This is a genomic window from Pseudomonas sp. 300, from assembly GCF_055803035.1.
The window spans coordinates 703,401-725,432 of the sequence record NZ_JAVLRV010000002.1; the positions used below are offsets into that span (position 1 = coordinate 703,401).

The 22,032-nt window shown below is 60.0% G+C and carries 21 protein-coding genes; 13 read left to right on the forward strand and 8 right to left on the reverse strand.

The genetic code is table 11. The features are described 5' to 3' along the window. Positions 1 to 87 precede the first annotated feature (87 nt). The gene (locus Q7W83_RS09470) at positions 88 to 759 is read right to left on the reverse strand and encodes a class I SAM-dependent methyltransferase (RefSeq protein ID WP_473655914.1); all 672 of its coding nucleotides are present in this window, start codon (positions 757 to 759) and stop codon (positions 88 to 90) included. A 422-nt stretch (positions 760 to 1,181) separates the two neighbouring features. On the opposite strand from Q7W83_RS09470, the gene Q7W83_RS09475 reads away from it, so the two are divergent. After that, positions 1,182 to 2,336, forward strand: coding sequence for a hypothetical protein (locus Q7W83_RS09475; protein ID WP_458377632.1), 1,155 nt, complete (start codon positions 1,182 to 1,184; stop codon positions 2,334 to 2,336). A gap of 72 nt (positions 2,337 to 2,408) precedes the next feature. Then, the gene (locus Q7W83_RS09480) at positions 2,409 to 3,527 is read left to right on the forward strand and encodes a glycosyltransferase 61 family protein (protein ID WP_473657603.1); all 1,119 of its coding nucleotides are present in this window, start codon (positions 2,409 to 2,411) and stop codon (positions 3,525 to 3,527) included. Between the two features lie 39 nt (positions 3,528 to 3,566). Here Q7W83_RS09480 and Q7W83_RS09485 read toward each other — a convergent pair whose 3' ends face one another. Next, a complete protein-coding gene (locus tag Q7W83_RS09485) occupies positions 3,567 to 3,881 on the reverse strand; it encodes an NIPSNAP family protein (protein WP_150631967.1) in 315 nt (104 codons plus the stop codon). Between the two features lie 326 nt (positions 3,882 to 4,207). On the opposite strand from Q7W83_RS09485, the gene Q7W83_RS09490 reads away from it, so the two are divergent. Both Q7W83_RS09490 and Q7W83_RS09495 read left to right on the forward strand, forming a co-directional pair. Then, positions 4,208 to 5,389 (forward strand): YbfB/YjiJ family MFS transporter, encoded by a 1,182-nt coding sequence (locus tag Q7W83_RS09490; protein ID WP_473655915.1) that lies wholly within the window; start codon positions 4,208 to 4,210, stop codon positions 5,387 to 5,389. Between the two features lie 4 nt (positions 5,390 to 5,393). Beyond that, a complete protein-coding gene (locus tag Q7W83_RS09495) occupies positions 5,394 to 6,641 on the forward strand; it encodes an MFS transporter (RefSeq protein ID WP_473655916.1) in 1,248 nt (415 codons plus the stop codon). Here the strand turns inward: Q7W83_RS09495 and Q7W83_RS09500 are convergent. Further along, positions 6,558 to 7,469, reverse strand: coding sequence for a LysR family transcriptional regulator (locus tag Q7W83_RS09500; RefSeq protein WP_150631969.1), 912 nt, complete (start codon positions 7,467 to 7,469; stop codon positions 6,558 to 6,560). The two genes, Q7W83_RS09495 and Q7W83_RS09500, sit on opposite strands and share 84 nt — an antisense overlap. A gap of 271 nt (positions 7,470 to 7,740) precedes the next feature. Between Q7W83_RS09500 and Q7W83_RS09505 the strand changes: the two genes are divergently transcribed. The 4 genes from Q7W83_RS09505 (at position 7,741) to Q7W83_RS09520 (ending at position 11,385) form a co-directional block, all read left to right on the forward strand. Next, positions 7,741 to 8,055: a DUF485 domain-containing protein gene (locus tag Q7W83_RS09505; protein ID WP_150631970.1), complete on the forward strand. Its 315-nt coding sequence runs from the start codon at positions 7,741 to 7,743 to the stop codon at positions 8,053 to 8,055. Continuing rightward, entirely contained in the window at positions 8,052 to 9,725 is a 1,674-nt protein-coding gene (locus Q7W83_RS09510) for a cation acetate symporter (RefSeq protein WP_150631971.1), read from the forward strand. The genes Q7W83_RS09505 and Q7W83_RS09510 overlap by 4 nt, the downstream gene beginning before the upstream one ends. Positions 9,726 to 9,807: 82 nt before the next feature. Then, positions 9,808 to 10,362: a cytochrome b gene (locus Q7W83_RS09515; RefSeq protein ID WP_473655917.1), complete on the forward strand. Its 555-nt coding sequence runs from the start codon at positions 9,808 to 9,810 to the stop codon at positions 10,360 to 10,362. A 3-nt stretch (positions 10,363 to 10,365) separates the two neighbouring features. Then, a complete protein-coding gene (locus Q7W83_RS09520) occupies positions 10,366 to 11,385 on the forward strand; it encodes an NAD(P)H-dependent flavin oxidoreductase (RefSeq protein WP_473655918.1) in 1,020 nt (339 codons plus the stop codon). Positions 11,386 to 11,472: 87 nt separating this feature from the next. Here the strand turns inward: Q7W83_RS09520 and Q7W83_RS09525 are convergent, their stop codons facing one another. Beyond that, the gene (locus Q7W83_RS09525) at positions 11,473 to 12,360 is read right to left on the reverse strand and encodes a LysR family transcriptional regulator (protein WP_458377627.1); all 888 of its coding nucleotides are present in this window, start codon (positions 12,358 to 12,360) and stop codon (positions 11,473 to 11,475) included. Between the two features lie 114 nt (positions 12,361 to 12,474). Here Q7W83_RS09525 and Q7W83_RS09530 point away from each other — a divergent pair, with 114 nt between their 5' ends. Beyond that, entirely contained in the window at positions 12,475 to 13,149 is a 675-nt protein-coding gene (locus Q7W83_RS09530; protein WP_150631975.1) for an MOSC domain-containing protein, read from the forward strand. A gap of 69 nt (positions 13,150 to 13,218) precedes the next feature. Here the strand turns inward: Q7W83_RS09530 and Q7W83_RS09535 are convergent, their stop codons facing one another. Then, a complete protein-coding gene (locus Q7W83_RS09535) occupies positions 13,219 to 13,578 on the reverse strand; it encodes a DUF6124 family protein (RefSeq protein ID WP_150631976.1) in 360 nt (119 codons plus the stop codon). A gap of 526 nt (positions 13,579 to 14,104) precedes the next feature. Between Q7W83_RS09535 and Q7W83_RS09540 the strand changes: the two genes are divergently transcribed. From Q7W83_RS09540 to Q7W83_RS09550, 3 genes are all read left to right on the forward strand, one after another. After that, positions 14,105 to 15,622 carry a CoA-acylating methylmalonate-semialdehyde dehydrogenase gene (locus Q7W83_RS09540; protein WP_473655919.1) on the forward strand — a complete coding sequence of 506 codons (1,518 nt, stop codon included), beginning with the start codon at positions 14,105 to 14,107 and terminating at the stop codon, positions 15,620 to 15,622. A 123-nt stretch (positions 15,623 to 15,745) separates the two neighbouring features. Further along, positions 15,746 to 16,135 (forward strand): tautomerase family protein, encoded by a 390-nt coding sequence (locus Q7W83_RS09545; protein WP_150631978.1) that lies wholly within the window; start codon positions 15,746 to 15,748, stop codon positions 16,133 to 16,135. Between the two features lie 63 nt (positions 16,136 to 16,198). Continuing rightward, positions 16,199 to 17,248 (forward strand): NAD(P)H-dependent flavin oxidoreductase, encoded by a 1,050-nt coding sequence (locus Q7W83_RS09550; RefSeq protein ID WP_473655920.1) that lies wholly within the window; start codon positions 16,199 to 16,201, stop codon positions 17,246 to 17,248. Positions 17,249 to 17,257: 9 nt separating this feature from the next. Here the strand turns inward: Q7W83_RS09550 and Q7W83_RS09555 are convergent, their stop codons facing one another. From Q7W83_RS09555 to Q7W83_RS09565, 3 genes are all read right to left on the reverse strand, one after another. Beyond that, positions 17,258 to 17,962 (reverse strand): hypothetical protein, encoded by a 705-nt coding sequence (locus Q7W83_RS09555; RefSeq protein WP_150638633.1) that lies wholly within the window; start codon positions 17,960 to 17,962, stop codon positions 17,258 to 17,260. 248 nt (positions 17,963 to 18,210) lie between these two features. Then, positions 18,211 to 19,053, reverse strand: coding sequence for an NAD-dependent protein deacetylase (locus tag Q7W83_RS09560; RefSeq protein ID WP_458377625.1), 843 nt, complete (start codon positions 19,051 to 19,053; stop codon positions 18,211 to 18,213). Between the two features lie 126 nt (positions 19,054 to 19,179). Beyond that, positions 19,180 to 20,226, reverse strand: a complete 1,047-nt coding sequence (locus Q7W83_RS09565; RefSeq protein ID WP_150631982.1) for a class I SAM-dependent methyltransferase — start codon at positions 20,224 to 20,226, stop codon at positions 19,180 to 19,182. Between the two features lie 447 nt (positions 20,227 to 20,673). On the opposite strand from Q7W83_RS09565, the gene Q7W83_RS09570 reads away from it, so the two are divergent. Then, a complete protein-coding gene (locus Q7W83_RS09570) occupies positions 20,674 to 22,008 on the forward strand; it encodes an acetamidase/formamidase family protein (protein WP_473655921.1) in 1,335 nt (444 codons plus the stop codon). Positions 22,009 to 22,032: the final 24 nt, after the last annotated feature.

A 22,032-nucleotide genomic window follows, 5' to 3' on the forward strand; every position in this document is an offset into this window, starting at 1 on the left:
CCGCCTTTAGTGAAGCGCAGCAATCGCCCGAGATCCGCTAGTGAGTCTTCAACCAAACAACACCCCGCCGACATCCATCAAACAGACTCACCGCCGCACTTCAGCCACCAACAACAACGACTGCGGCACAGGACTTTGCGGGTGCTGTGGCTCTTGCAGGCTGGTCAGCTGAAAGCCAGCCATGTCCAACGCGTTGAGCCAACTGGACAAGGTGCGGAAGTACCACGGCATGGGCTGCCACTGTCCCTTGAACCCGGTGAAAGTCTCTTGCCGCCAACCATCCTGATAGTCGCCCGCCGCTGCACTCCACGGATGCAGCGTCTGGATCACCAGTGCGCCGCCGGGGGCGAGCAGGGCGTTCATGGCGGCGAGTAGAGGGATGATGTCCTGGTGCAGCAAGGCGAAGTTGGCGCAGATCAGGTCGTAGTTGCTGCCGATCTCCACTTTCGCTTCCGCCAACTCTTCATAAGTCGCCAGATGCACCGGCGAAGAGCCCGCCGCCCGCGCCGCCTCGGCCAGCGTCGCATCGCCATCCACACCGACCACGTTGATCGCCCGTTCAGCGAGCGCGCGCAACAGCCAGCCCTCGCCGCAGCCCAGATCGAGGACGCGCTCGGGCTGACGGCCTGCCACCGCCAACAGGATGGCCTGGTCGGTGACCTTGAGGCGGCTTTCGATGGCCCCGGTGCGGACTGCGTCGACCCAGGATTGGGCGTTGTGGTGCCAGCTTTCGAGGAGGGTCGATTCGGGGGCGGGCATGTCGATGTCCGGAGTTGTGGGTTGGAGAGAAGAATAGGGCAAGTGCGCGTTGAGCGGACACTGTCAGTGACGCCCGCATTCATTTCTGCACTCGTCCCCAGAATCAATTGGCCAGAGGCGTGTTTGTATCCTGCAGTCTAGACGGCATGACGCCTGCTCTTGGCTCGGTTTGGCGTATTTTTGGGGTATTTGCCGGGTCTGCTCTTTTGTCCAAAAGAGCAGAAATTCTGGCGTCATGAAATATACGGTTGACGCTACCCGAACGTCGCTTGCAAAGTCCCTGCCTTGAACTTTAATAGTACTGACGGGGAAGTGTAACTTGATAAGAAATTTCTTTAATTTCAAAGGTTAAGAATATTTTTCAAGCCCCGCCTGGATCTTGTCCTGATCTCATGACAGATAACTCAAAGGATGACAAAGAAATGAAAGAGAAGCTGTCGGCCGTTATCCGAAAACTGATTTCTCCTTCATTACGCTATGAGATCAGGAACGCGGCAACCTGGTTGCAGGACATCCTGGGGCGTGCGTGTTTCTGGCGTTGGGAGATTGCCCGGTTCAGGCTGCAGAAGGACAGTCCATACGAATTCCTCTACATCGGCAGGAAAAAGCAGCGGGAAATGGCCAGGCTGCTCATCGGCGGGAAGTCCCAGGGGCCGTCCGATACGACCGATGGCGAACCCGGACCGGCCGCGTCGAATCACGTGGTGGTGGTCAGTGAAGCCCCGTCCCCGGGGGCCTTGAATGTGCCCCTCTACCTGAGTGCCGTCGTACCGCTGGGGCGCTCCATCGACGATATCACTGCAAAGTACGATAGCGAGTTGCGTCGAAACATCCGCAAGAACCGCCCGCGCTACCGGATGGTCCAGACGCTGCTGGATGAGGACATAGAAAAGGCCGACAGGGAAATGCTTCGACCTTATGCCGAAGCAAGGCAAGGCATCCATGCTGCGCAATTCCCCGCTCAGGAGGTCTTGAGGATCGCCAAGACTGTCGGCCGGCTCGACCTGATCATGCTGGAAGACGAGGTGGTTGCCTGCCACCTGGGTTGCGTCATCACTCGGGGCGGAAAACGCTATTGGAGCACGCTACGTTTCGGATACATCGAGGCGATTTTTTCGGATGCGAAAAAACTGCGCGAGGTGAACTCGATTACCACCTTCATGGCACTTGAATGGGCCATCGAAAATGGCTTCGATTATTACGACATCGGTCTTTGCGTGGCCCGCCCGGATGATGGACTCTTGAAATGGAAAAGACGGCGCGGTGGCGATATCGACTCCCTGGGAAACCACGCGTACATGTTCGTCCGTCTGCCCAAGACCGGGAAAGCCAGATTCCTCTGGGACACGCCGCTGTTTGCTGTCGAAGGCAAGGAAATAACCCTGCACCTTGGCCTGCCGGACGGGCCCAGCGATGAGGAGATCGCCAGTCGTTATCACGAAATGGTCTTTGGCGGGCTGCACAAGATTTATCTCTATTGCGCCAAGGGCTCGGGCGAACAGTTTCTCGACACCTTGCGCAGTCGCTACGCCAATTTGCAGACCTCACCCGTCATGGAACGGATTCCATCCAACTGAGCCATTTCCAGGACTGAATACTTACAGTGCTCGCACCTGACTATTGACCCTGCCCAGCAGGGAGGACTCATGATGGAAAGCGATGTTTCACCAATCAGCACGTCGACTGCTGGTAACCGGAAAAAATGGACCCTGGCCGCCTACAAAAATATGGCGAGAAGAAGACTCGCGCGCCAGGCGGACATCAACTTGAAAAGCGTCGCGCTGAAAAGTTGGGACATTGCTCCCGGTGAGACCTCGTATTCTCCACCGGCCTTCTTCCTGCCCGGTCAAATGGACCGTGTGACAGGGTGGGAGGCGAAGCGCTTTTATCCTTTCGAGCATCCCTCGCGCACGATGCAAGGGTTAGGCAACGTAGAACAGGGCCCGACCCGTGGCTACTTGCTCAAGGATGTCTGGCTGATCGATGGCGCGCTCTACAAGGACAACGCCAGTCTGTGGCTGTCGCTCAAGCCGGGGATGTTTCCGCGCATTGTCGTGGACACCGAGATCGATCGCGCAGCCGTCTATTGCACGCAAAATGGCAATACCTGGTTTGGCACCTGGTTGATGGAAGACTGCCCGACCTATTCCCTGGCCTGCGATGAGGGCGTGCCGGTAACTACCGCGCCCTCCGCGAAGTTTCCGTTATTTACCCAGGCTCCCGCTTACGAAGACTGGTTTGGCATGAAACCGGTGCGCTTGCGCAGTGCGTTTTTGCGTGAGGTCGTGCTGTTCGACGACATGAGCAACAATCGAAACAGACATCTGCGGTACCGGGCCATGGGTGAAAAACTGCTGTCGCACGTCAAGCATGACGCTCACCCCGGCGTGTTTATTCTGCGCGGTGGCGACGGCGACTTGCGCTTTTTGCGCAATGAGCTCGAGATCGCTGAACATCTGCGCAAGAGCAGGGGGTTTCGCATTCTCGATCCTTTGAAAACCGATGTCCCGACCATCGTGGCGATGTGCGCCGGGGCGCGGACGGTGGTGGGGGTCGAAGGCAGTCAGCTGGTGCACGGTGTCAATGTGCTCCAGCCGGGTGGTTCGTTGCTGACACTGCAGCCACCGAACCGTTTCGTCAGTTACTACAAGTACCTGACGGATCGCGACGGGCAGAATTTCGGCTTTGTGGTCGGAACGCCAGAGGGCGACGGCTTCAAGATCGACGTTCAAGAGGTGGAGCGCACCCTGGACCTGTTCCCGTCATGACGGCATGAGGGAACGTCTGCAAAGACTTTCCTGACGGGTCTATACCTGATCCCCGAACACCGGGCGGAAGAAACTTCGCTCGTAGCTGAGGATGAATTTTTTCTCTTCGGCGTACTTGAACGCCGCGAGGCAGTCCGGATCGTTCATGGAGTCCTGCCGATAGCGCTCGTACTCGGCAAAGCTCGCAAAGGTGAACATCGCCAACGCAATGTTATTGGCACCCTCGGATGGCAGGAAATAGCCGTGGTGCTGGCCGCCGAATTTTTCCACCAATGGAATCCACAACTTTGCATAGTGTTCGAATGCGGGGATCTGGTACGGGTCCAGCACGTATTTCAGATAGCACGTGATCATGTAATCGCATCTCCTTGATGCAAGGTCAAATGACAGGGGCGTCGTCAGACTCGATTTGCTGCACACGAGATAAGTTACCCGGTGGGCAAGCTGCCAGGGGCATCGGTCGTGCATTATCTGCGACGCGAAGTTGTTCGTCGAGGATCAAGGCCCCGGTTGATATCCCGATTGGCCGTGGTGCCTGGTATCTCAATTAGAGATAACCCTGATCAGATTAATTCGCTTCTTGAGATACTTCCCGCGCGCGTAGTGTTTGCCCTATCTGAAATAGAGAAGGGCGGATGATGAACAGGTTGAACACAACGATCGCCAATGCGCAGCCCGCGATGCACCCGGCCAGCGCAGGCTGGGCAACGGTGGCAGGCTTTGCTGCGAGCCTGGGGGGCATCGGCCTTGCGCGGTTCGCTTATACGCCGCTGCTTCCGGCGATTATTGGCGCCCACTGGTTTGATCCGTCCAAGGCCGCTTACCTGGGCGCCGCCAACCTTGCCGGGTATCTGGGCGGCGCTATTTTCGGCCGTTCCCTGGCGGCTAAAACCTCAACGACGTTCATGCTCAGAGCCATGATGCTGCTGGTCAGTGTGGCGTTTTTCGCGTGCGCCTATCCCGTGTCGTTCGCGTGGTTCTTCGCGTGGCGATTCCTCTCCGGAACCGCCGGTGGCGCGCTGATGGTGTTGGCCGCTCCAACGGTTTTGGCCCATGTGCCGCCGTCCCGGCGCGGTTTGGTTGCCGGGGTGATTTTCATGGGTGTGGGTGTTGGCATTGCCCTGTCCGGAACGCTGGTGCCGCTCTTGCTGCAACAGGGTCTTGGCGAAACGTGGCTCGGCCTTGGTGTGATCTCCCTGCTGCTTACCGCCCTTGCCTGGCGGGGCTGGCCGAAGGAGCAGGCGCCAGCCACCGAAACCACCCACCACCCGCGCCCGGCACGCAGCGGAACGCTCAAGGCGTTGTACGTTGAATACGCCCTCAACGCTGCCGGTTGGGTACCGCACATGATTTTCCTGGTTGATTTCGTTGCCCGGGGCAGGGGCGAAGGTCTTCAGGTGGGGGCGCAGTACTGGGTTCTTTTCGGCATCGGCGCGACTGTCGGACCACTGTTGGCCGGTGCACTGGCGGACCGGATCGGTTTCGGGCGCGCGTTACGGCTGTCGTTCATCGTCGAGGCATTCGCGGTGATTGTCCCCGTCCTTGGGCTCGACGCCGGCTGGTTGATGGCATCCAGCGTCATCGTCGGGGCGTTTGTGACCGGGACCGTGCCGCTGGTATTGGGTCGGCTCCATGAAATACTCGCCCACCATCCCGCCCAACAGCGTCCGGCCTGGCAAACAGCCACAGTGGGATTTGCCTTGTTTCAAGCGGTCGCCGCCTATGGCTTGTCGTTCCTGTTCTCCTACAGCGACGGCAACTACAGCTTGCTATTCATGATGGGGACTGCGGCCATGCTGCTTGCGTTCGTGATTGACGTGGCGGCGGGTGCAAAAAATTCCAGCGATTCCCGGAGCCTTTGACAACGTGAATTACTCCGATCGAAACGTGATGTATTGGCGGCGGAACCTGACCGTTTGTGTGTTCGGCTCGTTCACCACACTGGTCAGCCTGAGCATGTTGTTGCCCTTTTTACCGCTGTACGTTCAACAACTGGGCGTGACGTCGCAGGCGGACGTGGTGCAATGGTCGGCCGTGGCATTCGGCGCGACTTTTTTCGGCACAGCGATTACCGCGCCATTGTGGGGACGCCTGGCCGACCGTTATGGCCGAAAACCCATGCTGGTCAGAGCGGCCATCGGGATGGCCATTGTCATGTCGTTGATCGGGCTGGCGCGGAACGTTACCGACCTGGTTGCACTGCGCCTGCTCGCCGGCCTCATCGGGGGTTACGCCTCGGCGTCCATCGTCATGATCGGGTCGCAGGTCCCGCGTGGAAGAGCGGGGTGGGCACTCGGCGTTTTGTCCACGGGGGCCTTGTCCGGCAACCTGATCGGGCCACTGGTCGGTGGGTTTTTACCGGAGTTTGTCGGTATTCGCGGCACCTTTTTCGTCGGGGGAGGAATGATTGCGGTCGCCGCCCTGACCACCCTCCTGTTTGTTCGTGAGGATTTCGACCGGGCATCGGACGCCAGACAACGCGACCGGAAAAACCGGCCTGAGGATACCGGTTCGAAATGGCCGGTCATCGCTGCACTGCTCATGACCGCGATGATGGTGCTGCTCGCCAATATGTCGATCGAGCCGATCATCACCGTCTACATCGGCGACCTCGGTGTGCCGGTTGATCATCAGGCGCGGATTGCCGGCGTGGTCATGGCCTGTTCCGCGTTGGGCAGCATCCTGACGGCCGCCAGACTGGGGGCATTGGCCGACCGGGTTGGAGGCTGGCGCGTGATTGTCGGTTGTCTGTTGTTGACCGCCGTGGTCATGGTGCCCCAAGCGTTCGTCACGCAATGGTGGCAACTGGCGGTATTGCGCGGCGTCATGGGCATGACCATTGCCGGGCTCCTGCCGGCGATTGCCAAGCTGATCCGGCATTCGGTCGAAGAGCACAACACCGGCAAAATTCTCGGTTACCTGCAATCGGCGCAGTTCTCCGGGCAGGTGATCGGTCCATTGATTGGCGGCCAGATTGGTGCCCATCTCGGTTTACATCATGTGTTCCTGGTGACGGCGGCGTTGCTGGTGTTATGCGCTGGAATGAACAGCTGGGTGAGGCATCGCTACCTGGGTGACGCCATCCAGACGAACGCTGTCCAGAAAGGTGGATAACGCGCTGGAAAAATAGCCATCAAGGCGCCTGACAAACACCGTCTCTACGTCGGCGATTTCTGGCGCGAGCTCATGCACGTTGACCAACCCTTCGCGCAACGCGCTCGCCACAACGCCCTTGGGCAACAGCGTGACTCCGACGCCGGCGGACACACAGGCAATGATCGCCTCGATCGAGCCAAACTCAAGGGGCTCAGGCGCCAGGATGCCCAGGTTGGCCAGCAGGGAATCGAGGCGCTGGCGGTAGGAGCAGCCGATGCGAAAGACCACCGTCTTCAGATTATCGACGGTGGCGAGCGCGTCCAGCGTGTCAATGGCGCAGGACGTGACCAGCACGAGTTCTTCGCGGAAGGCTTGTTCACTGAGCAATTCCGGGTGATTGACCGGGCCCACGACAAACGCCCCTTCGAGCTTACAGTCGATGACGCCCTGAATCAGGCTGCACGTGGTGCCGGTGCGAATCACCGGGCGAACCTCAGGGTAAGCCTTGGCAAACTTGGCGATCAGCCGTGGAAGACGCAGTGCCAGTGTCGTCTCGAGCGTACCGATCTCAAACACACCTTTTGGATGCCCATCGTCGCGCGCAGCGCAGGATGCATCGGACAAAAGCCTGGACAGTCGGGCGGCGAAGGGCAAAATCCGCCGCCCTGCCGGCGTGACCTGAACGCCTCTGGCGCTGCGTTGAAACAGCGCCACCCCAAGCTCGTCTTCCAGCGATCGAATCCTCGCGGAAACATTGGACTGCACGGTATTCAGCTCACTCGCAGCCTTGTTCATGCTGCCGTGGCGCGCGACCGCATCGACCACCTTCAGATCCGTGACATCCATCGAATTCACCTATCTCGAAAACCAATAACTAACCGCAAGTCATCTGCGTTAAAGAGATTAGGTTTCACGCGCGGCAAAGGCAAGCAACGCTCGACATTGGGGACGAATGAATTCATCAAAAAAGATCATACGCATCATTAATGATCGTTTTACATGATCTTAAGCCGGGCATAGGTTGAAGGTGCAAATACACCGCAGCCAGTGGCAAATCGAGTCTTCGAATTTGAGGCTGTGGAACAACAATAACTGTCCACTGCAACACGGAGTCAACGTGAATCATGCATCCGAGTCAGCCAGAATTCGCAACCATCCCCGGTACCAGGATTTGGTATCACGGCAGCGAAGATTCGTCGCTTGTCTTACTGCCGCCACCCTTGTCCCGTACTTCACGTTCATCCTCGTCGCGGCGTTCGCGCCCCACGTTCTAGCCCAGAAACTCTCCGCGACCAGCATCATCAATATCGGTTGGCCGCTGGGCGTCGCCTTCATCGTCGGGGCCTGGTTGTTTACCGGCCTGTACATCGTGCGCGCCAATGGCGAGTTCGATGACCTCACCGCAGAAATTCGCGAGGGGGCCATCGTATGAAACCCATTCTTCGCTACCTCATTGCTCCTGCTCTGCTGGGCGCGGTCACCACGTGCGCCTCGGCTGCCGACGTCTTGCAGGCGGTAGAAAAACAGCCGCTGAACATCACGGCTATCGCGATGTTTCTGGTCTTCGTGCTGACGACCCTGGGCATCACTTATTGGGCCGCTTCCAAGACCAAATCGATGGACGATTTCTACAACGCCGGCGGCGGCATCACCGGTTTCCAGAACGGTTTGGCGCTGGCGGGGGACTACATGTCGGCGGCGGCGCTACTGGGCGTCACCAGCATGATTTTCTTCAACGGCTTCGATGGGGTGCTCTACTCGATCAGCTTCTTTGTCGCCTGGCCGTTGCTGTTGTTCCTGTTTGCCGAGCGCATTCGCAATCTGGGGCGCATCACCATCTCGGACATCGCGTCGTTCCGGCTCGATCAAAACCGGATTCGCACCATGACCGCGTTCGGTTCGTTGACCGTGGTCTGCTTTTATCTGGTGGTGCAGATGGTCGGGGCAGGGCAGTTGATTCAGCTGCTGTTCGGTCTTCCCTACAACTACGCGGTGATCGCTGTCGGTCTGTTGATGGCGATCTACGTCACGTTTGGCGGGATGGTCGCCACCACGTGGGTGCAGATCATCAAGGCAGGATTGCTGTTGGTGGGCGGAACCTTGCTGGCCGTTCTGGCGTTGAGCAAGTTCGGTTTTTCTTTCGAACTGCTGTTCGAGAAAGCGGTTGCCGCGCATCACGATGGCGAGCGGATCCTGCTGCCCAGCAAGCTGGTGGCCGACCCTTTGGCGCTGATCTCGCTGTCACTGGGCCTGGTCTTCGGTACCGCAGGATTGCCGCATATCCTCATGCGCTTTTTTACCGTGCCGGACGCCAAGCAAGCGCGTAAATCGGTATTCGTCGCGACGGGCTTCATCGGCTTCTTCTACCTGATCGTTGCGGTGTTGGGCTTGGCAGCCATCGTGATCGTCGGGCAAGACCCGGCCTTCTATGAGTCCGGCATTGTCGGTGGAAAGCTCATCGGCGGCGGGAACATGCCGGTGATGCATCTGGCAAAAGCCGTCGGCGGCGACCTGCTGTTGGGCTTCATTTCGGCCGTCGCGTTTGCCACGATCCTGGCCGTGGTTTCCGGGCTCACCATGGCGGGGACCTCGGCGATTTCACATGACCTCTATGTTCGGGTCTTCCGCAAAAACCGCGCAGATGCGAAAGACGAACGGCGTGTGTCGAAGATCGCCTCGGTCGGCATCGGCATCGTTGCGGTGGTGCTGGGCATTTTGTTCAAGGATCAGAACATCGCCTTCCTGGTCGCGCTGACCTTTGGCGTGGCAGCCTCGGTCAACTTTCCGATCCTCGTGCTTTCGATGTACTGGAAAGGGCTGACCACGCGGGGGGCGTTGATCGGTGGCATCGCGGGGCTGGTGAGCTCGGTCAGCCTGGTGATTCTCTCGCCGGCGGTGTGGGTCAAAGTGCTGGGCAATACCGACGCGATCTTCCCCTTCGACTATCCGGCAATCATCTCGATGAACGTGGCGTTCCTGTTTACCTGGCTTGGCTCGGTCACCGACCGCAGTCGCAGCGCAGAGCTTGAACGCGAGCGTTTCGATGATCAGCTCATTCGCGCCCGAACGGGCCTTGGCGCATCGCAAGCGGTCAGCCACTAAGACGCGGCACACCGTCATCGCGATGAAGGTGTGCCCGTCAATTCCCTACCCTGATGTGCGCTTTTTGCAAAAGGAGTCAGCCATGCAACTTCGAGACAATGGCTTAAGGTTTTCACCCATTACGGTCGTGCTGCACTGGGTCGTGGCGTTGTCGCTGCTCGCAATCCTCTGCTTGCAAGTAGTGATCGGCCAGGCGTCCAGTGAGGCCGGGCGGACGTCGTTGGAACACCTGCAAAACCTGATGGGGCTGATCCTGTTTCTCGTATCGATCTATCGGTTCTGGGCCCGGATCACCTCTTACCACCCGCTGCCGGTGGGCACGCCCAACCCCATTGAAGTGATCATCAGCCGTTCCGTCGCGGCAGCGCTCGCCCTGGCGATGGTGCTGCTGCCGGTCGCGGTGTGGGCCTCACGCTCGGCAGCCGGCGAGGGAGTGGGGCTGCCCGGAGGTTTTTCGATTCCGGCGCTCTTGCCCACCAATGCCGCACTGAAGCAGGTCGTCGATGTGCTCTTCGATATCGGAGCGTGGGCGTTCTTGGCCGGCCTGGCCTTGCATGTCTTCGGTGCGATCAAGAATCACTTTCTCCTGAAGAACAACACGCTCAAGCGGATGCTTGGAAAACATGTGGAGCTGTGAGTCATGAACGAAGCCAGATTCGATTTTGCGGGTAACGCCATCACTCAACTGTGCGGCGTGAAATACCCGATTTTCCTCGGCGGGATGGCGGCGATTTCCGGCCCGCCACTCGTGGCGGCAGTCGCCAACGCCGGGGGGCTGGGCGTGGTGGGCGGGTTGCGCTTGCCGCCATTGACCTTGCGCCGATGGATCCAGGAAACCCGAGCGCTGACCGACCAACCCTTTGGTGTAAACCTGGTGCCGCAGTTCGGCGGCCCTGACGTGTTTGAAGCGCAATTCCAGGTGGTCCTCAAAGAAAAGCCGCGGCTGCTTTCCTTGTTTTACGCCGAGGCCTATTCCGCCGAAATGATTCCCCGGGCGAAAGAAGCGGGGCTGGTGGTCATGGTGCAAACAGGCTCGGTGGAACTGGCGAAAATCGCCATCGCGCAAGGCGCTGACATCATCGTGGCGCAAGGCAGCGAAAGTGGCGGTCATTTGAATCGAGGCACCATCGGCATCATGCCGTTGCTGACGTCGATCCTGTCCATTGCCGAGGGGCGACCGGTTCTGGCGGCCGGTGGCATCACCAACGGCGACGATGTCCGCGCGCTGATGTCGCTGGGCGCGTCAGGGGTGGTGGTGGGCACGGCGTTTATTGCCACCGACGAGTCGAATGCGCACCCGCTCTACAAGCAAAAGATTGTCGAGGCGACGACGGATGACACCGAGTACCGGACCGGGTATTCGTTCGGTTGGACTTATGGCACGCCGCACCGGGTGATTCCCAATCGCGACAAGTGGAACCTGCTGCGCTTTATCGGCGGTGGCGCCCGTGCCATCGACAAACCACGCATGGCCAAGAAGCTGTCGCTGTACGCGGGGCAGGGGGTTGGCAAAATCCACAGTGTCGTCCCTGCGGCAGAGCGTGTGGCGGAACTGGTGACAGGACTGCCGATGACCACAAGCCTGTTTGAACGCGGCGACGCTTATGCCGCCGCTGGCAGCTTTTTGCTGGAGCAGAGAAGGCCGCTTGGCTGGCAGTGAACGTTGATTGATCGCGTGAAGAAAGCAACGGCTCGGGGTGATTGACCGAGCCGTTTTGCGTGGGTGCGCGGCGCCGGCCGCAATGGTTTACAAGGCTGCCGGCCGGGCAATCTGATTCTGCGCCAGGCCGATGAACGCGCTCATGGCCGAGGTGATCATCGAATCGTTTCGGCGGATGAACACGGTCGAAACGTTGGCGAATTCGGCCGGTAGCGTGTGGCAGCGAATCGCATGCCGCACGCTGCAATTCTCTGCGATGGCCTTGGGCAGCAAGGTCACGCCCATGCCCGCCGCGACGCATGACAGGATGCCGTCGAGGGTGCCCAGTTCCATGATCTGGTTGGGCACCAGCCCGACCTGGTAGAACCAGTTTTCCAGGGTGGAGCGATAGAAGCATCCGGTGCGAAAGACCAGCACGGTTTGCTGGGGGATCTTCTCGATGAGCGCAGCCAGTGTCTCGAACTGGCTGCTACTGACCAGCACCAGTTCCTCTTGAAAAACCTCTTCCTGCGCCAAGGTCGAGTTCTGGTGAAATCCGCCGACGAACGCGCCGTCGAGTCGATGGGCTTCAATCGCCTTGATCAGCTCGACGGTCGTCCCGGTCAGCAGCGACAGTTGCACCTCGGGGTATTGCTCGCGGTACTTCGTCAGCACCTGTGGCAAGCGAATGGCGGCGGTGGTTTCCATTGAGCCCAGCCGCAGCAGTCCGGTCGGAACACCGGTGTCCGTCAAGGCACTGCGACTCTCTTCTGTCAGTTGCAGGATGCGCCGCGCATAACCGAGGAAGGTCTCGCCCGCCGACGTCAGCACCACCCCGGATTTCTTGCGAATGAACAGCTCCCGATTCAGTTCGGCTTCAAGCTCCTTCACCCGCATGGTGACGTTGGACTGCACCGTATTCACATTGACGGCGGCTGCGGTAAAACTGCCAAGCTCGGCAACCGCGCAGAAAATTTTCAGTTGGCGCATTTCCATGATCGTCACCATCCATCATAAAAAGTGATTATGGACATATTTAACGATCACTTTACGGCCTTTGTCGCCGGTTAGTAAAGTGGCCGAAACCCGCTAACACGTGCGATCGGACCCATGACATTGACTTCGAAAATTGATCACGTCTTCGCCGGCGGCCTGGGGATATTGAAACCCGAAGGGCAGCGTACGGGCATCTTCAAACAGCGACGTTCGAGCCCCGTTCGCGTCGAGCTGCACGGGATTGTCGGTGACCAGCACGGCGACACCAGGGTTCACGGCGGTCCGGAAAAGGCGGTTCATCACTATGCGGCAGAAAACTATCTGCGTCTGGCGCAGGCCTTTGCGCACTGCGCCCATGAGCTGCTTCCGGGCAGCCTGGGGGAGAATATTTCCGCGCTCGAACTCTCGGAGCGCAACGTGCACATCGGCGATGTATTCCTGATGGGCAGTGCAGTGTTGCAGGTGTCTCAGCCGCGCAGCCCGTGCTGGAAAATCAATCATCGTTTCGACGCCGAACACATGTCGATGCATGTCGCCAAAGAGCGAATCACCGGTTGGTATTACCGGGTGCTTCAACCGGGCTTCATCGAAGCGGGCGACAGGATCGAGCTGCTGGACAGGCAGACAGAGCGCTTTTCCATCGATGAATTCTGGCAGGTGCAGCTTTCCCACCGCCCGGTGATCGACGATCTGCTGGCGTTGGCGGCAAGCCGTGGATTGGCCGAAGACTGGAAGCGGCGCCTGTCGGAACGGGCGAAGTGGCTGCAAAAAGCGGTTCAGGGCCAATAGCTGTACACGCATGTGCACGTGTGGAGAGGGAGCAAGCCCCCTCGCCACACAAGCTCTGCTTAGCGGTGTTTACTCACGCGGATCAATCTGATCCAGCACCCGGTTCGCTGTTATTTCCGCCAGCATGATGCTGTTGGAAATGCCCAGCAGCGCGTTACGCGACCCACCGTCCAGAAGGTCCACCAAGTGATGGACCATCACATCCACCGAGGCCAGCGTCTCGACCAGATAAACCATCAGGGTTTCGGTCGTGAGCGCTGGGTCCACGGTAAACAGGGTGCTGGGTGTGCGCGGCGTGGCTTTGATGTCGGCAGTCGACGGGAAGTGGTAGTCGAGGGCACGCTCGGCGGCCTCGTTGAGTTTGTTTGAATCGGGTTCGTACGGGGAGGCTGGATCAGTATCCGGTGGGTTCGGTGAAGGCTTGATCATATGCTGAGTTACCTAATGGAGTGCCACCCCTCTTGCGACTAAACGAAAGGGGAGGCAGCTGTACGCAGGTTAGTCGACCGGGCAACTCAGCAATCCGGCGCGCCCGAGGGCGCCCCACGTACAGCCACCATCAAGTACAGGCAATGAATGACCTGCATGACAGATGCACGCACAACTGGGTTAACACGGGCGACTAAACCCGACCACTGATGAGCAGTGGCACGAATCAAGTTACCGGGCACCCCCAAAGCGCACAAGCCGGCGGATTCTGGCGTACCCGTAGGCAACGACGCAAGGTTTTGTAGCTTTCATCACGTAACCACGAGCGCGCTTAAACAAGCATTCACCCGCGCTGTTTAATACCTCAAACACCTTCACCATTTATGATCCATAAGATCATTAATCATCATTTTACATGATCCTTTGCCTGGCCTACTTTGACTCTGGCAGGCGCGCCATCGGCCGCCTGACGCTCTCCCGACAACAACAAGAGATGGCTCTTATCCACCACCAGGGGACACCCGCCATGAGCAACCAGCCAGCAGACATCGCACACTACATTCACGGCCGCGTGACGCAAGGTACTTCAGGTCGCGCGCAGAACGTCACCAACCCTGCCATCGGTTCCGTCATCGGCAAAGTGGCGCTCGCCAATGCCGCTGAAGTCGACGCGGCAGTGAAATCGGCGGCGGCCGCGTTTCCCGCCTGGTCGGCGCTGCCGCCGCTGCGTCGCGCCCGCATCCTGTTCAAGTTCCTGGCGTTGCTCAATGAACACCGCGACACACTGGCGCGAATGATCACCGCCGAGCACGGCAAAGTTTTCACCGATGCCCAAGGCGAAGTGACGCGCGGCATCGAGGTCGTCGAGTTCGCCTGCGGCATCCCGCAACTGCTCAAGGGTGACTACACCGAGCAGGTTTCCACCAACATCGACAACTGGACCATGCGCCAGCCGCTGGGCGTAGTGGCGGGCATTACGCCGTTCAACTTCCCGGTGATGGTGCCGATGTGGATGTTCCCGGTGGCCATCGCCTGCGGCAACACCTTCGTGCTCAAGCCGAGCCCCATCGACCCGTCGCCGTCGTTGCTGATCGCCGAATTGTTCAAGGAAGCGGGGTTGCCGGATGGCGTGTTTAACGTGGTGCAGGGTGATAAAGAAGCGGTGGACGCGCTGATCGATCATCCGGACGTCAAAGCCGTGAGCTTTGTCGGATCGACGCCGATTGCCAATTACATCTACGGGACCGGTGCCCGCCACGGCAAGCGTGTCCAGGCCCTGGGCGGCGCAAAGAATCATATGGTGGTGATGCCCGACGCCGACATCGACCAGGTGGTCGACGCGCTGATCGGCGCGGCGTTCGGTTCTGCTGGCGAGCGCTGCATGGCGATCTCGGTGGCGGTGTTTGTCGGTGACGTCGCCGACAAGGTGATGCCGAAACTGGTGGAACGCACCCGCACGCTCAAAGTCCTCGAAGGCATGAACCTGGCCGCCGAGATGGGCCCGATCGTGTCGCAAGTTGCGTTGCAACGCATCACTGGCTACATCGAACAAGGTATTGAGGAAGGCGCCGAGCTGCTGGTCGACGGTCGTGGTTTTGACGGCGTTCAGGCGGGCGCAAATTGCGCCGACGGGTTCTGGCTCGGCGGCACGGTGTTCGACCATGTCACCCCCGAGATGAAAATCTACCAAGAGGAAATTTTCGGTCCGGTATTGGCGTGCATGCGCGTCAAGGACTTTGCCGAGGCGGTCGATCTGGTCAACTCGCATGAGTTCGGCAACGGCACCGCTTGCTATACCCGCGACGGTCACATCGCCCGTGAATTCGCCAGCCGCATTCAGGTGGGGATGGTGGGCATCAACGTGCCGATTCCGGTGCCGATGGCATGGCACGGTTTCGGTGGCTGGAAGCGCTCGCTGTTCGGTGACACACACGCCTATGGCGAAGAGGGCGTGCGTTTCTACACCAAGCAGAAGTCGATCATGCAGCGCTGGCCGAACAGCATTGCCAAGGGCGCGGAATTTGCCATGCCGACCTCCAAGTAAACACGGCTTTCTGCTCCACAGGTTTGGGGGTAGATGACGTGTTGGCACGGGCTGGCACGGCATCCTTTTTCCCAGGGGGAGCGAACACCTCGCTCCCGGTTTTTTCCGCACAGGTGAACCACTATGCCGTTGCTCAAGTTCGACATCATCCAGGGGCGCAATGACGAACAGCTCAGGACCCTTCTGGACGTGACCCATCAAGCGATGGTCGAGGCCTTTGAAGTGCCCGACAGTGACCGCTACCAATGCGTTACGCAACATCGTCCGGGGGAGTTGGTGCTGCACGACACGGGATTGGGTTACACACGCACGACCAACGTGGTGTTGCTGACGGTGATTTCGCGACCGCGTTCAGAGGTGCAGAAAACCGTGTTCTACCGCTTGCTGGCCGAGAAGCTGCAAGCCGCGTGTGGCCTGTCGCCCGATGACCTGATTGTTTCGCTGGTGGAGAACGCCGATGCGGACTGGTCCTTCGGCCGTGGAAAGGCGCAATTTATGACCGGTGAACTTTAGGCTTCGCCGTGTGGGCCTAGGGGTCCGTTTTTACCTCCGTGCAATTCTCTTTCAGGTGCTGCCATGTCCACTCCGCTGCTGTCCCTATTGAACATTCGACTGCCCGTCCTTCAATCGCCGATGGCAGGTATTTCCACGCCCCGACTGGCGGCAGCGGTGTCCAACGCCGGCGGCCTCGGCGCGATTGGCATCGGGGCGAGCAACGTCGAGCAGGCGCGGAACATGATTCGCGAGACGGCCGCGTTGACGGACAAACCGTTCAATGTGAATGTTTTTTGCCACCAGCCTGCTGTCCACGACAGCGCTCGCGAGACGCAGTGGCTGACATTTCTGGCGCCGTTTTTTGCGGAGTTCGGGGTGGCTGCACCAACAGCGCTGCGTGAGATTTATACCTCGTTCGTCGAAGACCCGGACATGCTGCAGATGCTGCTGGAAGAACGTCCGGCGGTGGTCAGCTTTCATTTCGGGCTGCCGCCGCAACCGGCAATCGATGCGCTCAAGGCCGCCGGCATCATCCTGTTGTGCTCCGTGACCAACCTCGCCGAAGCGCAAAGCGCGGAACACGCCGGCGTGCATGCGCTGGTCGCTCAAGGTTACGAAGCCGGGGGGCATCGCGGGGTATTCGATCCGCAGCAGGATTCGCAGATGGGGACGTTGGCGTTGGTGCGTGTACTGGCGGCGGCTTGCCGACTGCCGGTGATCGCGGCGGGCGGCATCATGGACGGCGCGGGGATCAAGGCGGCCATGCAGCTGGGCGCCAGTGCCGCGCAATTGGGAACGGCGTTTATCCTCTGCCCGGAATCCTCCGCCAACAACGCCTATCGCGAGGCCTTGAAAGGGCCGCGAGCCCACCAGACCCAAGTCACCAGCGTCATTTCCGGGCGTCCTGCCCGGGGCATGGTCAATCGCAACTTCACTGACCTCGAGGCGGCTGGAACGGCCCTGCCAGATTATCCGCGCGCCTATGACGCCAACAAAGCGCTCAACGCCGTGGCCAGCGCCAAGGCCAACACGGAGTTTGCCGTGCAATGGGCGGGGCAGGGTGCGCCCCTGGTTCGTGAGATGCCGGCCGCTGCGCTGGTGAATCTGCTCGCTGCGGAAATGAACGACTGAGTCAGACGTTTAGTGCAGTGCAACCTCACTGAACTTGAGCAGCAGCGGGTCATTGTTCCCGTCACGAAACGCGAGCTTGATCGCTGGCGTTTTACTCAACTTGCTGTTGCTCTGCTGGAACGTCAGCGTGACCCGGGTCGGTACGTTGCGGATCAGCTGAAACTGCAGCCAGATGTTGTCCTCGACCTGGCCCACCCGGGCTGATTGGCCTTTGAGTGGACCGCCAGATTCGTCGAACAGCACCGTGTCATCGTTGAAGCGGAAGCTGCGGTCGACGTTCAGGTTGGTCAGTTCAAAGGTGCAGGTCGGCAAACGACCGATGTTTTCGCAACCTTCCAATTCAATGCGTACGTTATCCAGCACTTCCATGCGTTTGCCGAGCAGGTTGCTGCCTTCGTTTTCTACGACCTTGGACTGCAGTTTGGCGAATTCGAACGAGGGCTTGGCGTACTCCGTGCCCAAAATGAAAAAGCCGAAAGACAGGCCTGCGACCATGAAGAACTGCAACACACCCCTGAGCATCGGCGTGAGGTTGCGGATCTGCCAACCGATGGAAACCACGCCCAGGAACAGGAAGGTGCTGACCAGCAACACCACGTTTTTCCAGCTGATGAAACTGAAGCCGAACACGCTGGGATCCGGCACGGCATAGGTGATCAATGCCCACATGGCGCCGAGCAAGACCCCGAGGCCTGCCATGCCTCGGGTGATCATCGAGGCAACTTTCTGAGTGCGGGTAGGTGCTGTGAGTGAATCTTGCTGTGGTATCAACGCTGCCAACTCCTTGTTTTGTAGCCGTCCGTGCTTGATGGCAAATGTCGGGCTGTTGCAAAAAAATACCGAGGGAGGCCGAGGAGCGGTCGCCCGTTGTGGCAGGTTGCCATTATCCAGCAACGGCGCGGCAGGTAAAGCGTGGTATCGCCTGATGTGCAGTGAAGACCTCCCGCCTGCAGTGTCAGTTGTTACGGTGTCAGGCGCTGGGCGAGTAACGGTAATAGTTGCTCGCAGGAGGCCTCTATTTTCAGGTCGAGGAGGTCATCCGCTCGCGTCTTGCCCAGATTGATTGCAATCAGCGGCTTGCCTTGATCCGCCACCACCCGGCACAAGCGAAACGCCGAGTACGCCATCAACGAAGAGCCCACCACCAGTAATCCCGCCGCTTTTTCCACCGCAGCCATCGCTTTCGCCGCTGTCTGCTGCGCCACGTTCTCGCCAAAAAACACCACGTCCGGTTTCATTCGCTCGCCCGCGCAATGCGGGCAATGCGGTACCTGAAACCGCGCTTCGAACCCCGGGTCGAGCAGCGTGTCGCCGTCCGGCGCCTGCACCGCATCCACGCCGGCCAGGTACGGATTCTGCGCTTCCATCAACTGCTGGATGGAATCCCGATCACTGCGCTGCCCGCAATCCAGGCACAGCACCCGATGCAGGCTGCCATGCAGTTCGATCACGTCGTGGCTGCCGGCCTGGTCGTGCAAGGTGTCGACGTTCTGGGTGATCAATCCACTGATTTGCTGCGTACTTTGCAGACTGGCCAGCGCCTCGTGCGCCACATTCGGCTGAGCCTGACGCACCCGTGGCCAGCCCAGCATCGCCCGCGCCCAATAGCGGCGCCGGGATTCGGGGGCGCCGAGAAACTCCTGATACATCATCGGTTGCCGGCCACGGCGCACGCCCTGGTGGTCGCGGTAGTCCGGAATGCCCGACGGGGTGCTGATGCCGGCACCGGTCAGGACCACGAACGGCTGGTCGGCCATGAGTTGCTGGAGCCGGTCGAGTTCTTCGCGGGTACGGCTGTCGAGCATGTTCAACACTCCGGTAAACCTTGAGTGTGTGCAGGGTAGCACTGAACGCTGTAGAAGCCGGCTTGCTGGCGATGGCGATCATTCGGACGCCATCGCCGGCAAGCCGGGCTCCTACAGGTGTGGTGTTTACTTGCGAGCTTCGAGTATCAGGTTGAACGGTGTTTCCGTCGCCCGCCGGAATGTGCTGAATCCCGCCTCCGTAAACACCTTGCGCAGCCGCGCCTCGCCTGCCTGGGCGCCGAGCCCGAGGCCGACTTCCTGAGACAGCGAGTTCGGGGTGCAAATGAACGTCGAGGCGGCGTAGAACAACCGTCCAACCGGGGTAACGTTGTCATCGAGCTTGTCGTTGGCGAACGGTTCCACCAGCAGCACCGTGCCGTCCGGTTTCAGCGATTCATAGGCGTGCCGTGCCGCGCCCACCGGGTCGCCCATGTCATGCAGGCAGTCGAAATAGCAGATCAGGTCGTAGTCGTCACCGGGATAGCTTTTTGCCGTGCCCTGGAAGAACCGCGCCCGCCCGGACACACCGCCTTCCTCGGCGCGTTGGGTGGCGACGGTGACGGACGGCGCGTGGTAGTCGAAGCCGACGAACCGCGAGTCCGGGAACGCCTGGGCCATGATCACCGTCGATGCGCCATGCCCGCAGCCGATGTCCGCGACCTTGGCGCCAGCCTCCAGTTTGGCGACGACGCCGTCGAGGGCCGGTAGCCATTCGGCGACCAGGTGCGCTTTGTAGCCGGGCCGGAAGAACCGTTCCGTGCCGCTGAACATGCACGGATGGTGGTCGCCCCAGGGCAGGGCGCCGTTGCCGCGCATGGCTTTGACCAGCTTGTCCTTGTCGTGGAAAAACGACGCGACCACGCCGATACCGCCCGCGACGTAGACCGGTGAGTCTTCGATCGCCAGTGCCAGGGCTTGCTCTTCGGGCAGACGGAACTGGCCGTCGCGGTGTTCCATGTAACCGGACGCGGCGTGGGCGCTGAGCCATTCGCGCAGCAGGCGGGGGTTGCAGCCGGTTTTGTCGGCGAGGGTTTCGGGGCTGATCAACTGACTGTCAGCCATCGCCCGGTACAGCCCGAGCTCTTCGCCGAGGATGACGTTGGCGAGCATCGCCGCCCCACCCATGTCGTTCACCAGTTTGCCCATGAAATCGTTGAGTCTGGCCTCGTCCATCACGTGTGCTCCTTTTGCAGGATCACGGTCCAGAGGCGTTGTTTTTCGAGGCATCCAGCTCTGGGCGGTGGTCGTGGGAATGAACAGGACAATAACCGCGTCCTGAGTGCACTAAGTTTAGTTCGGGGGCTGTGGGCTGCTGGCTGGAGCGACGAAAGCGCCTGAGGCTGCACGTTTTGGTTCGCGCTGAACCCTGTGGGAGCGGGCTTGCCCGCGATGAGGTCGGTACATCCAACCTACCTGTCGCCTGACACACTGCCATCGCGGGCAAGCCCGCTCCCACAGAGTCCATTAGTGATCTGAGATTGCATGTATCCCAATGTATCCCGACTCCTGATCGATACATTTCCCCTTAATACCGGGCCACTGCCGAACACAGCCCAGATACAAACCTGCGATGAACTGCATAGGCCGTTTGGCACCCTATACACCGTGAAGGGGACAACAATGACCACACTCCTGCCTGAAACCGACCTGACATCTGCCCCCGTCGAGCGCCTGCGCGTCGACCAGTACACCAACGGCCTCATCGGCCCAAGCCAGCCAATGCTCGGCCCGTTGGCCGATGGCGGCACCCTGATCACCGGCACACCGCCGGGCTGCTGGGGGCCGATGATTACGCCGGCCTTCGAGGGCGGCCATGAAGTGACCCAGCCGGTGGCCATCGCCGGTGCCGAAATCGGCGACGCCGTGGCGATCAAGATCAAAAGCATGCGCGTCACCTCGCTGGCCACGTCGTCCGGCGTGATGAGCTTCGTTGAAGGCCGCTACAACGGTGATCCGTTCGTCGCGAAATTCTGTAGCAAATGCGGCACCGAACACCCGGCCAGCTACGTCGAAGGCATCGGTGAAGATTCGATTCGTTGCAGCAACTGCGGCGCCGAGGTCAGCGCCTTCCGCTTCAGCCACGGGTACGTGATCGTGTTCGATGCGCAGAATCAGGTCAGCCTGACCGTCAATCAGGACGTGGCCAACCAACTGGCCGGGAATGCCTCCGAGATGTCGGCGCTGCCGGAATTCGCCGCCCAGCATTCGATCCTGTCCCTGGCCCGCGCCGACATCCCCGGCGTCGCCGCGCACATGCGGCCGTTCCTCGGCAACATCGGCACCACGCCATCGCGGGACTTGCCGGACTCGCACAATTGCGCCGACTTCGGCCAATACCTGATCGGCGCGCCGCACCGTTTCGGCATGACGCGTGAGGAATTGCATGCGGCCAAAACCGACGGTCACATGGACACCAACTCGATCCGCGAAGGCTGCGTGTTGATCTGCCCGGTGAAAGTCCCGGGCGCCGGTGTGTACATGGGCGACATGCATGCCCAGCAGGGCAACGGCGAGATCGCCGGGCATGCCACCGACTGCTCCGGGGAAACCGAAGTGCAGGTCGAAGTGATCAAGAACCTGACACTGGAAGGGCCGATCCTCCTGCAAAACCTCGACGATCTGCCGCCGATGGCGCGGCCGATGAATGCCCTGCAACGGCAGAAAGCCCGCGAACTGGGCGAGCGCTGGGGCCAGACCGAGATTGAGCAGAGCGGCCCGATCACCTTCATCGGCAGCGGCGAGAACCTTAACGTGGCCGTGGAGAACGGTTTGCAACGCGCCGCTGCGGTGACTGGCCTGCCGTATGACGAAGTGCTCAACCGCGCAACCATCACCGGCTCGATTGACATCAGCCGCTTGCCCGGCACCGTGCGCGTGACCTTCCTGTGCCCGATGGACGTACTCGATCGCATCGGCATCGGCCATCTGGTGCGCGAAAAATACGACCTGGCGTAACGCCCACCGGCGGCTCTGTACCGA

Coding starts and splice junctions, on each gene's coding strand:
- Q7W83_RS09490 (WP_473655915.1), top strand. CDS start 4,208: ATGCACCCGGCCAGCGCAGGCTGGGCAACGGTGGCAGGCTTTGCTGCG.
- Q7W83_RS09500 (WP_150631969.1), bottom strand. CDS start 7,469: ATGGATGTCACGGATCTGAAGGTGGTCGATGCGGTCGCGCGCCACGGC.
- Q7W83_RS09520 (WP_473655918.1), top strand. CDS start 10,366: ATGAACGAAGCCAGATTCGATTTTGCGGGTAACGCCATCACTCAACTG.
- Q7W83_RS09515 (WP_473655917.1), top strand. CDS start 9,808: ATGCAACTTCGAGACAATGGCTTAAGGTTTTCACCCATTACGGTCGTG.
- Q7W83_RS09510 (WP_150631971.1), top strand. CDS start 8,052: ATGAAACCCATTCTTCGCTACCTCATTGCTCCTGCTCTGCTGGGCGCG.
- Q7W83_RS09470 (WP_473655914.1), bottom strand. CDS start 759: ATGCCCGCCCCCGAATCGACCCTCCTCGAAAGCTGGCACCACAACGCC.
- Q7W83_RS09565 (WP_150631982.1), bottom strand. CDS start 20,226: ATGGACGAGGCCAGACTCAACGATTTCATGGGCAAACTGGTGAACGAC.
- Q7W83_RS09540 (WP_473655919.1), top strand. CDS start 14,105: ATGAGCAACCAGCCAGCAGACATCGCACACTACATTCACGGCCGCGTG.
- Q7W83_RS09485 (WP_150631967.1), bottom strand. CDS start 3,881: ATGATCACGTGCTATCTGAAATACGTGCTGGACCCGTACCAGATCCCC.
- Q7W83_RS09475 (WP_458377632.1), top strand. CDS start 1,182: ATGAAAGAGAAGCTGTCGGCCGTTATCCGAAAACTGATTTCTCCTTCA.
- Q7W83_RS09525 (WP_458377627.1), bottom strand. CDS start 12,360: ATGGAAATGCGCCAACTGAAAATTTTCTGCGCGGTTGCCGAGCTTGGC.
- Q7W83_RS09535 (WP_150631976.1), bottom strand. CDS start 13,578: ATGATCAAGCCTTCACCGAACCCACCGGATACTGATCCAGCCTCCCCG.
- Q7W83_RS09530 (WP_150631975.1), top strand. CDS start 12,475: ATGACATTGACTTCGAAAATTGATCACGTCTTCGCCGGCGGCCTGGGG.
- Q7W83_RS09480 (WP_473657603.1), top strand. CDS start 2,409: ATGGAAAGCGATGTTTCACCAATCAGCACGTCGACTGCTGGTAACCGG.
- Q7W83_RS09560 (WP_458377625.1), bottom strand. CDS start 19,053: ATGCTCGACAGCCGTACCCGCGAAGAACTCGACCGGCTCCAGCAACTC.
- Q7W83_RS09570 (WP_473655921.1), top strand. CDS start 20,674: ATGACCACACTCCTGCCTGAAACCGACCTGACATCTGCCCCCGTCGAG.
- Q7W83_RS09555 (WP_150638633.1), bottom strand. CDS start 17,962: ATGATCACCCGAGGCATGGCAGGCCTCGGGGTCTTGCTCGGCGCCATG.
- Q7W83_RS09545 (WP_150631978.1), top strand. CDS start 15,746: ATGCCGTTGCTCAAGTTCGACATCATCCAGGGGCGCAATGACGAACAG.
- Q7W83_RS09550 (WP_473655920.1), top strand. CDS start 16,199: ATGTCCACTCCGCTGCTGTCCCTATTGAACATTCGACTGCCCGTCCTT.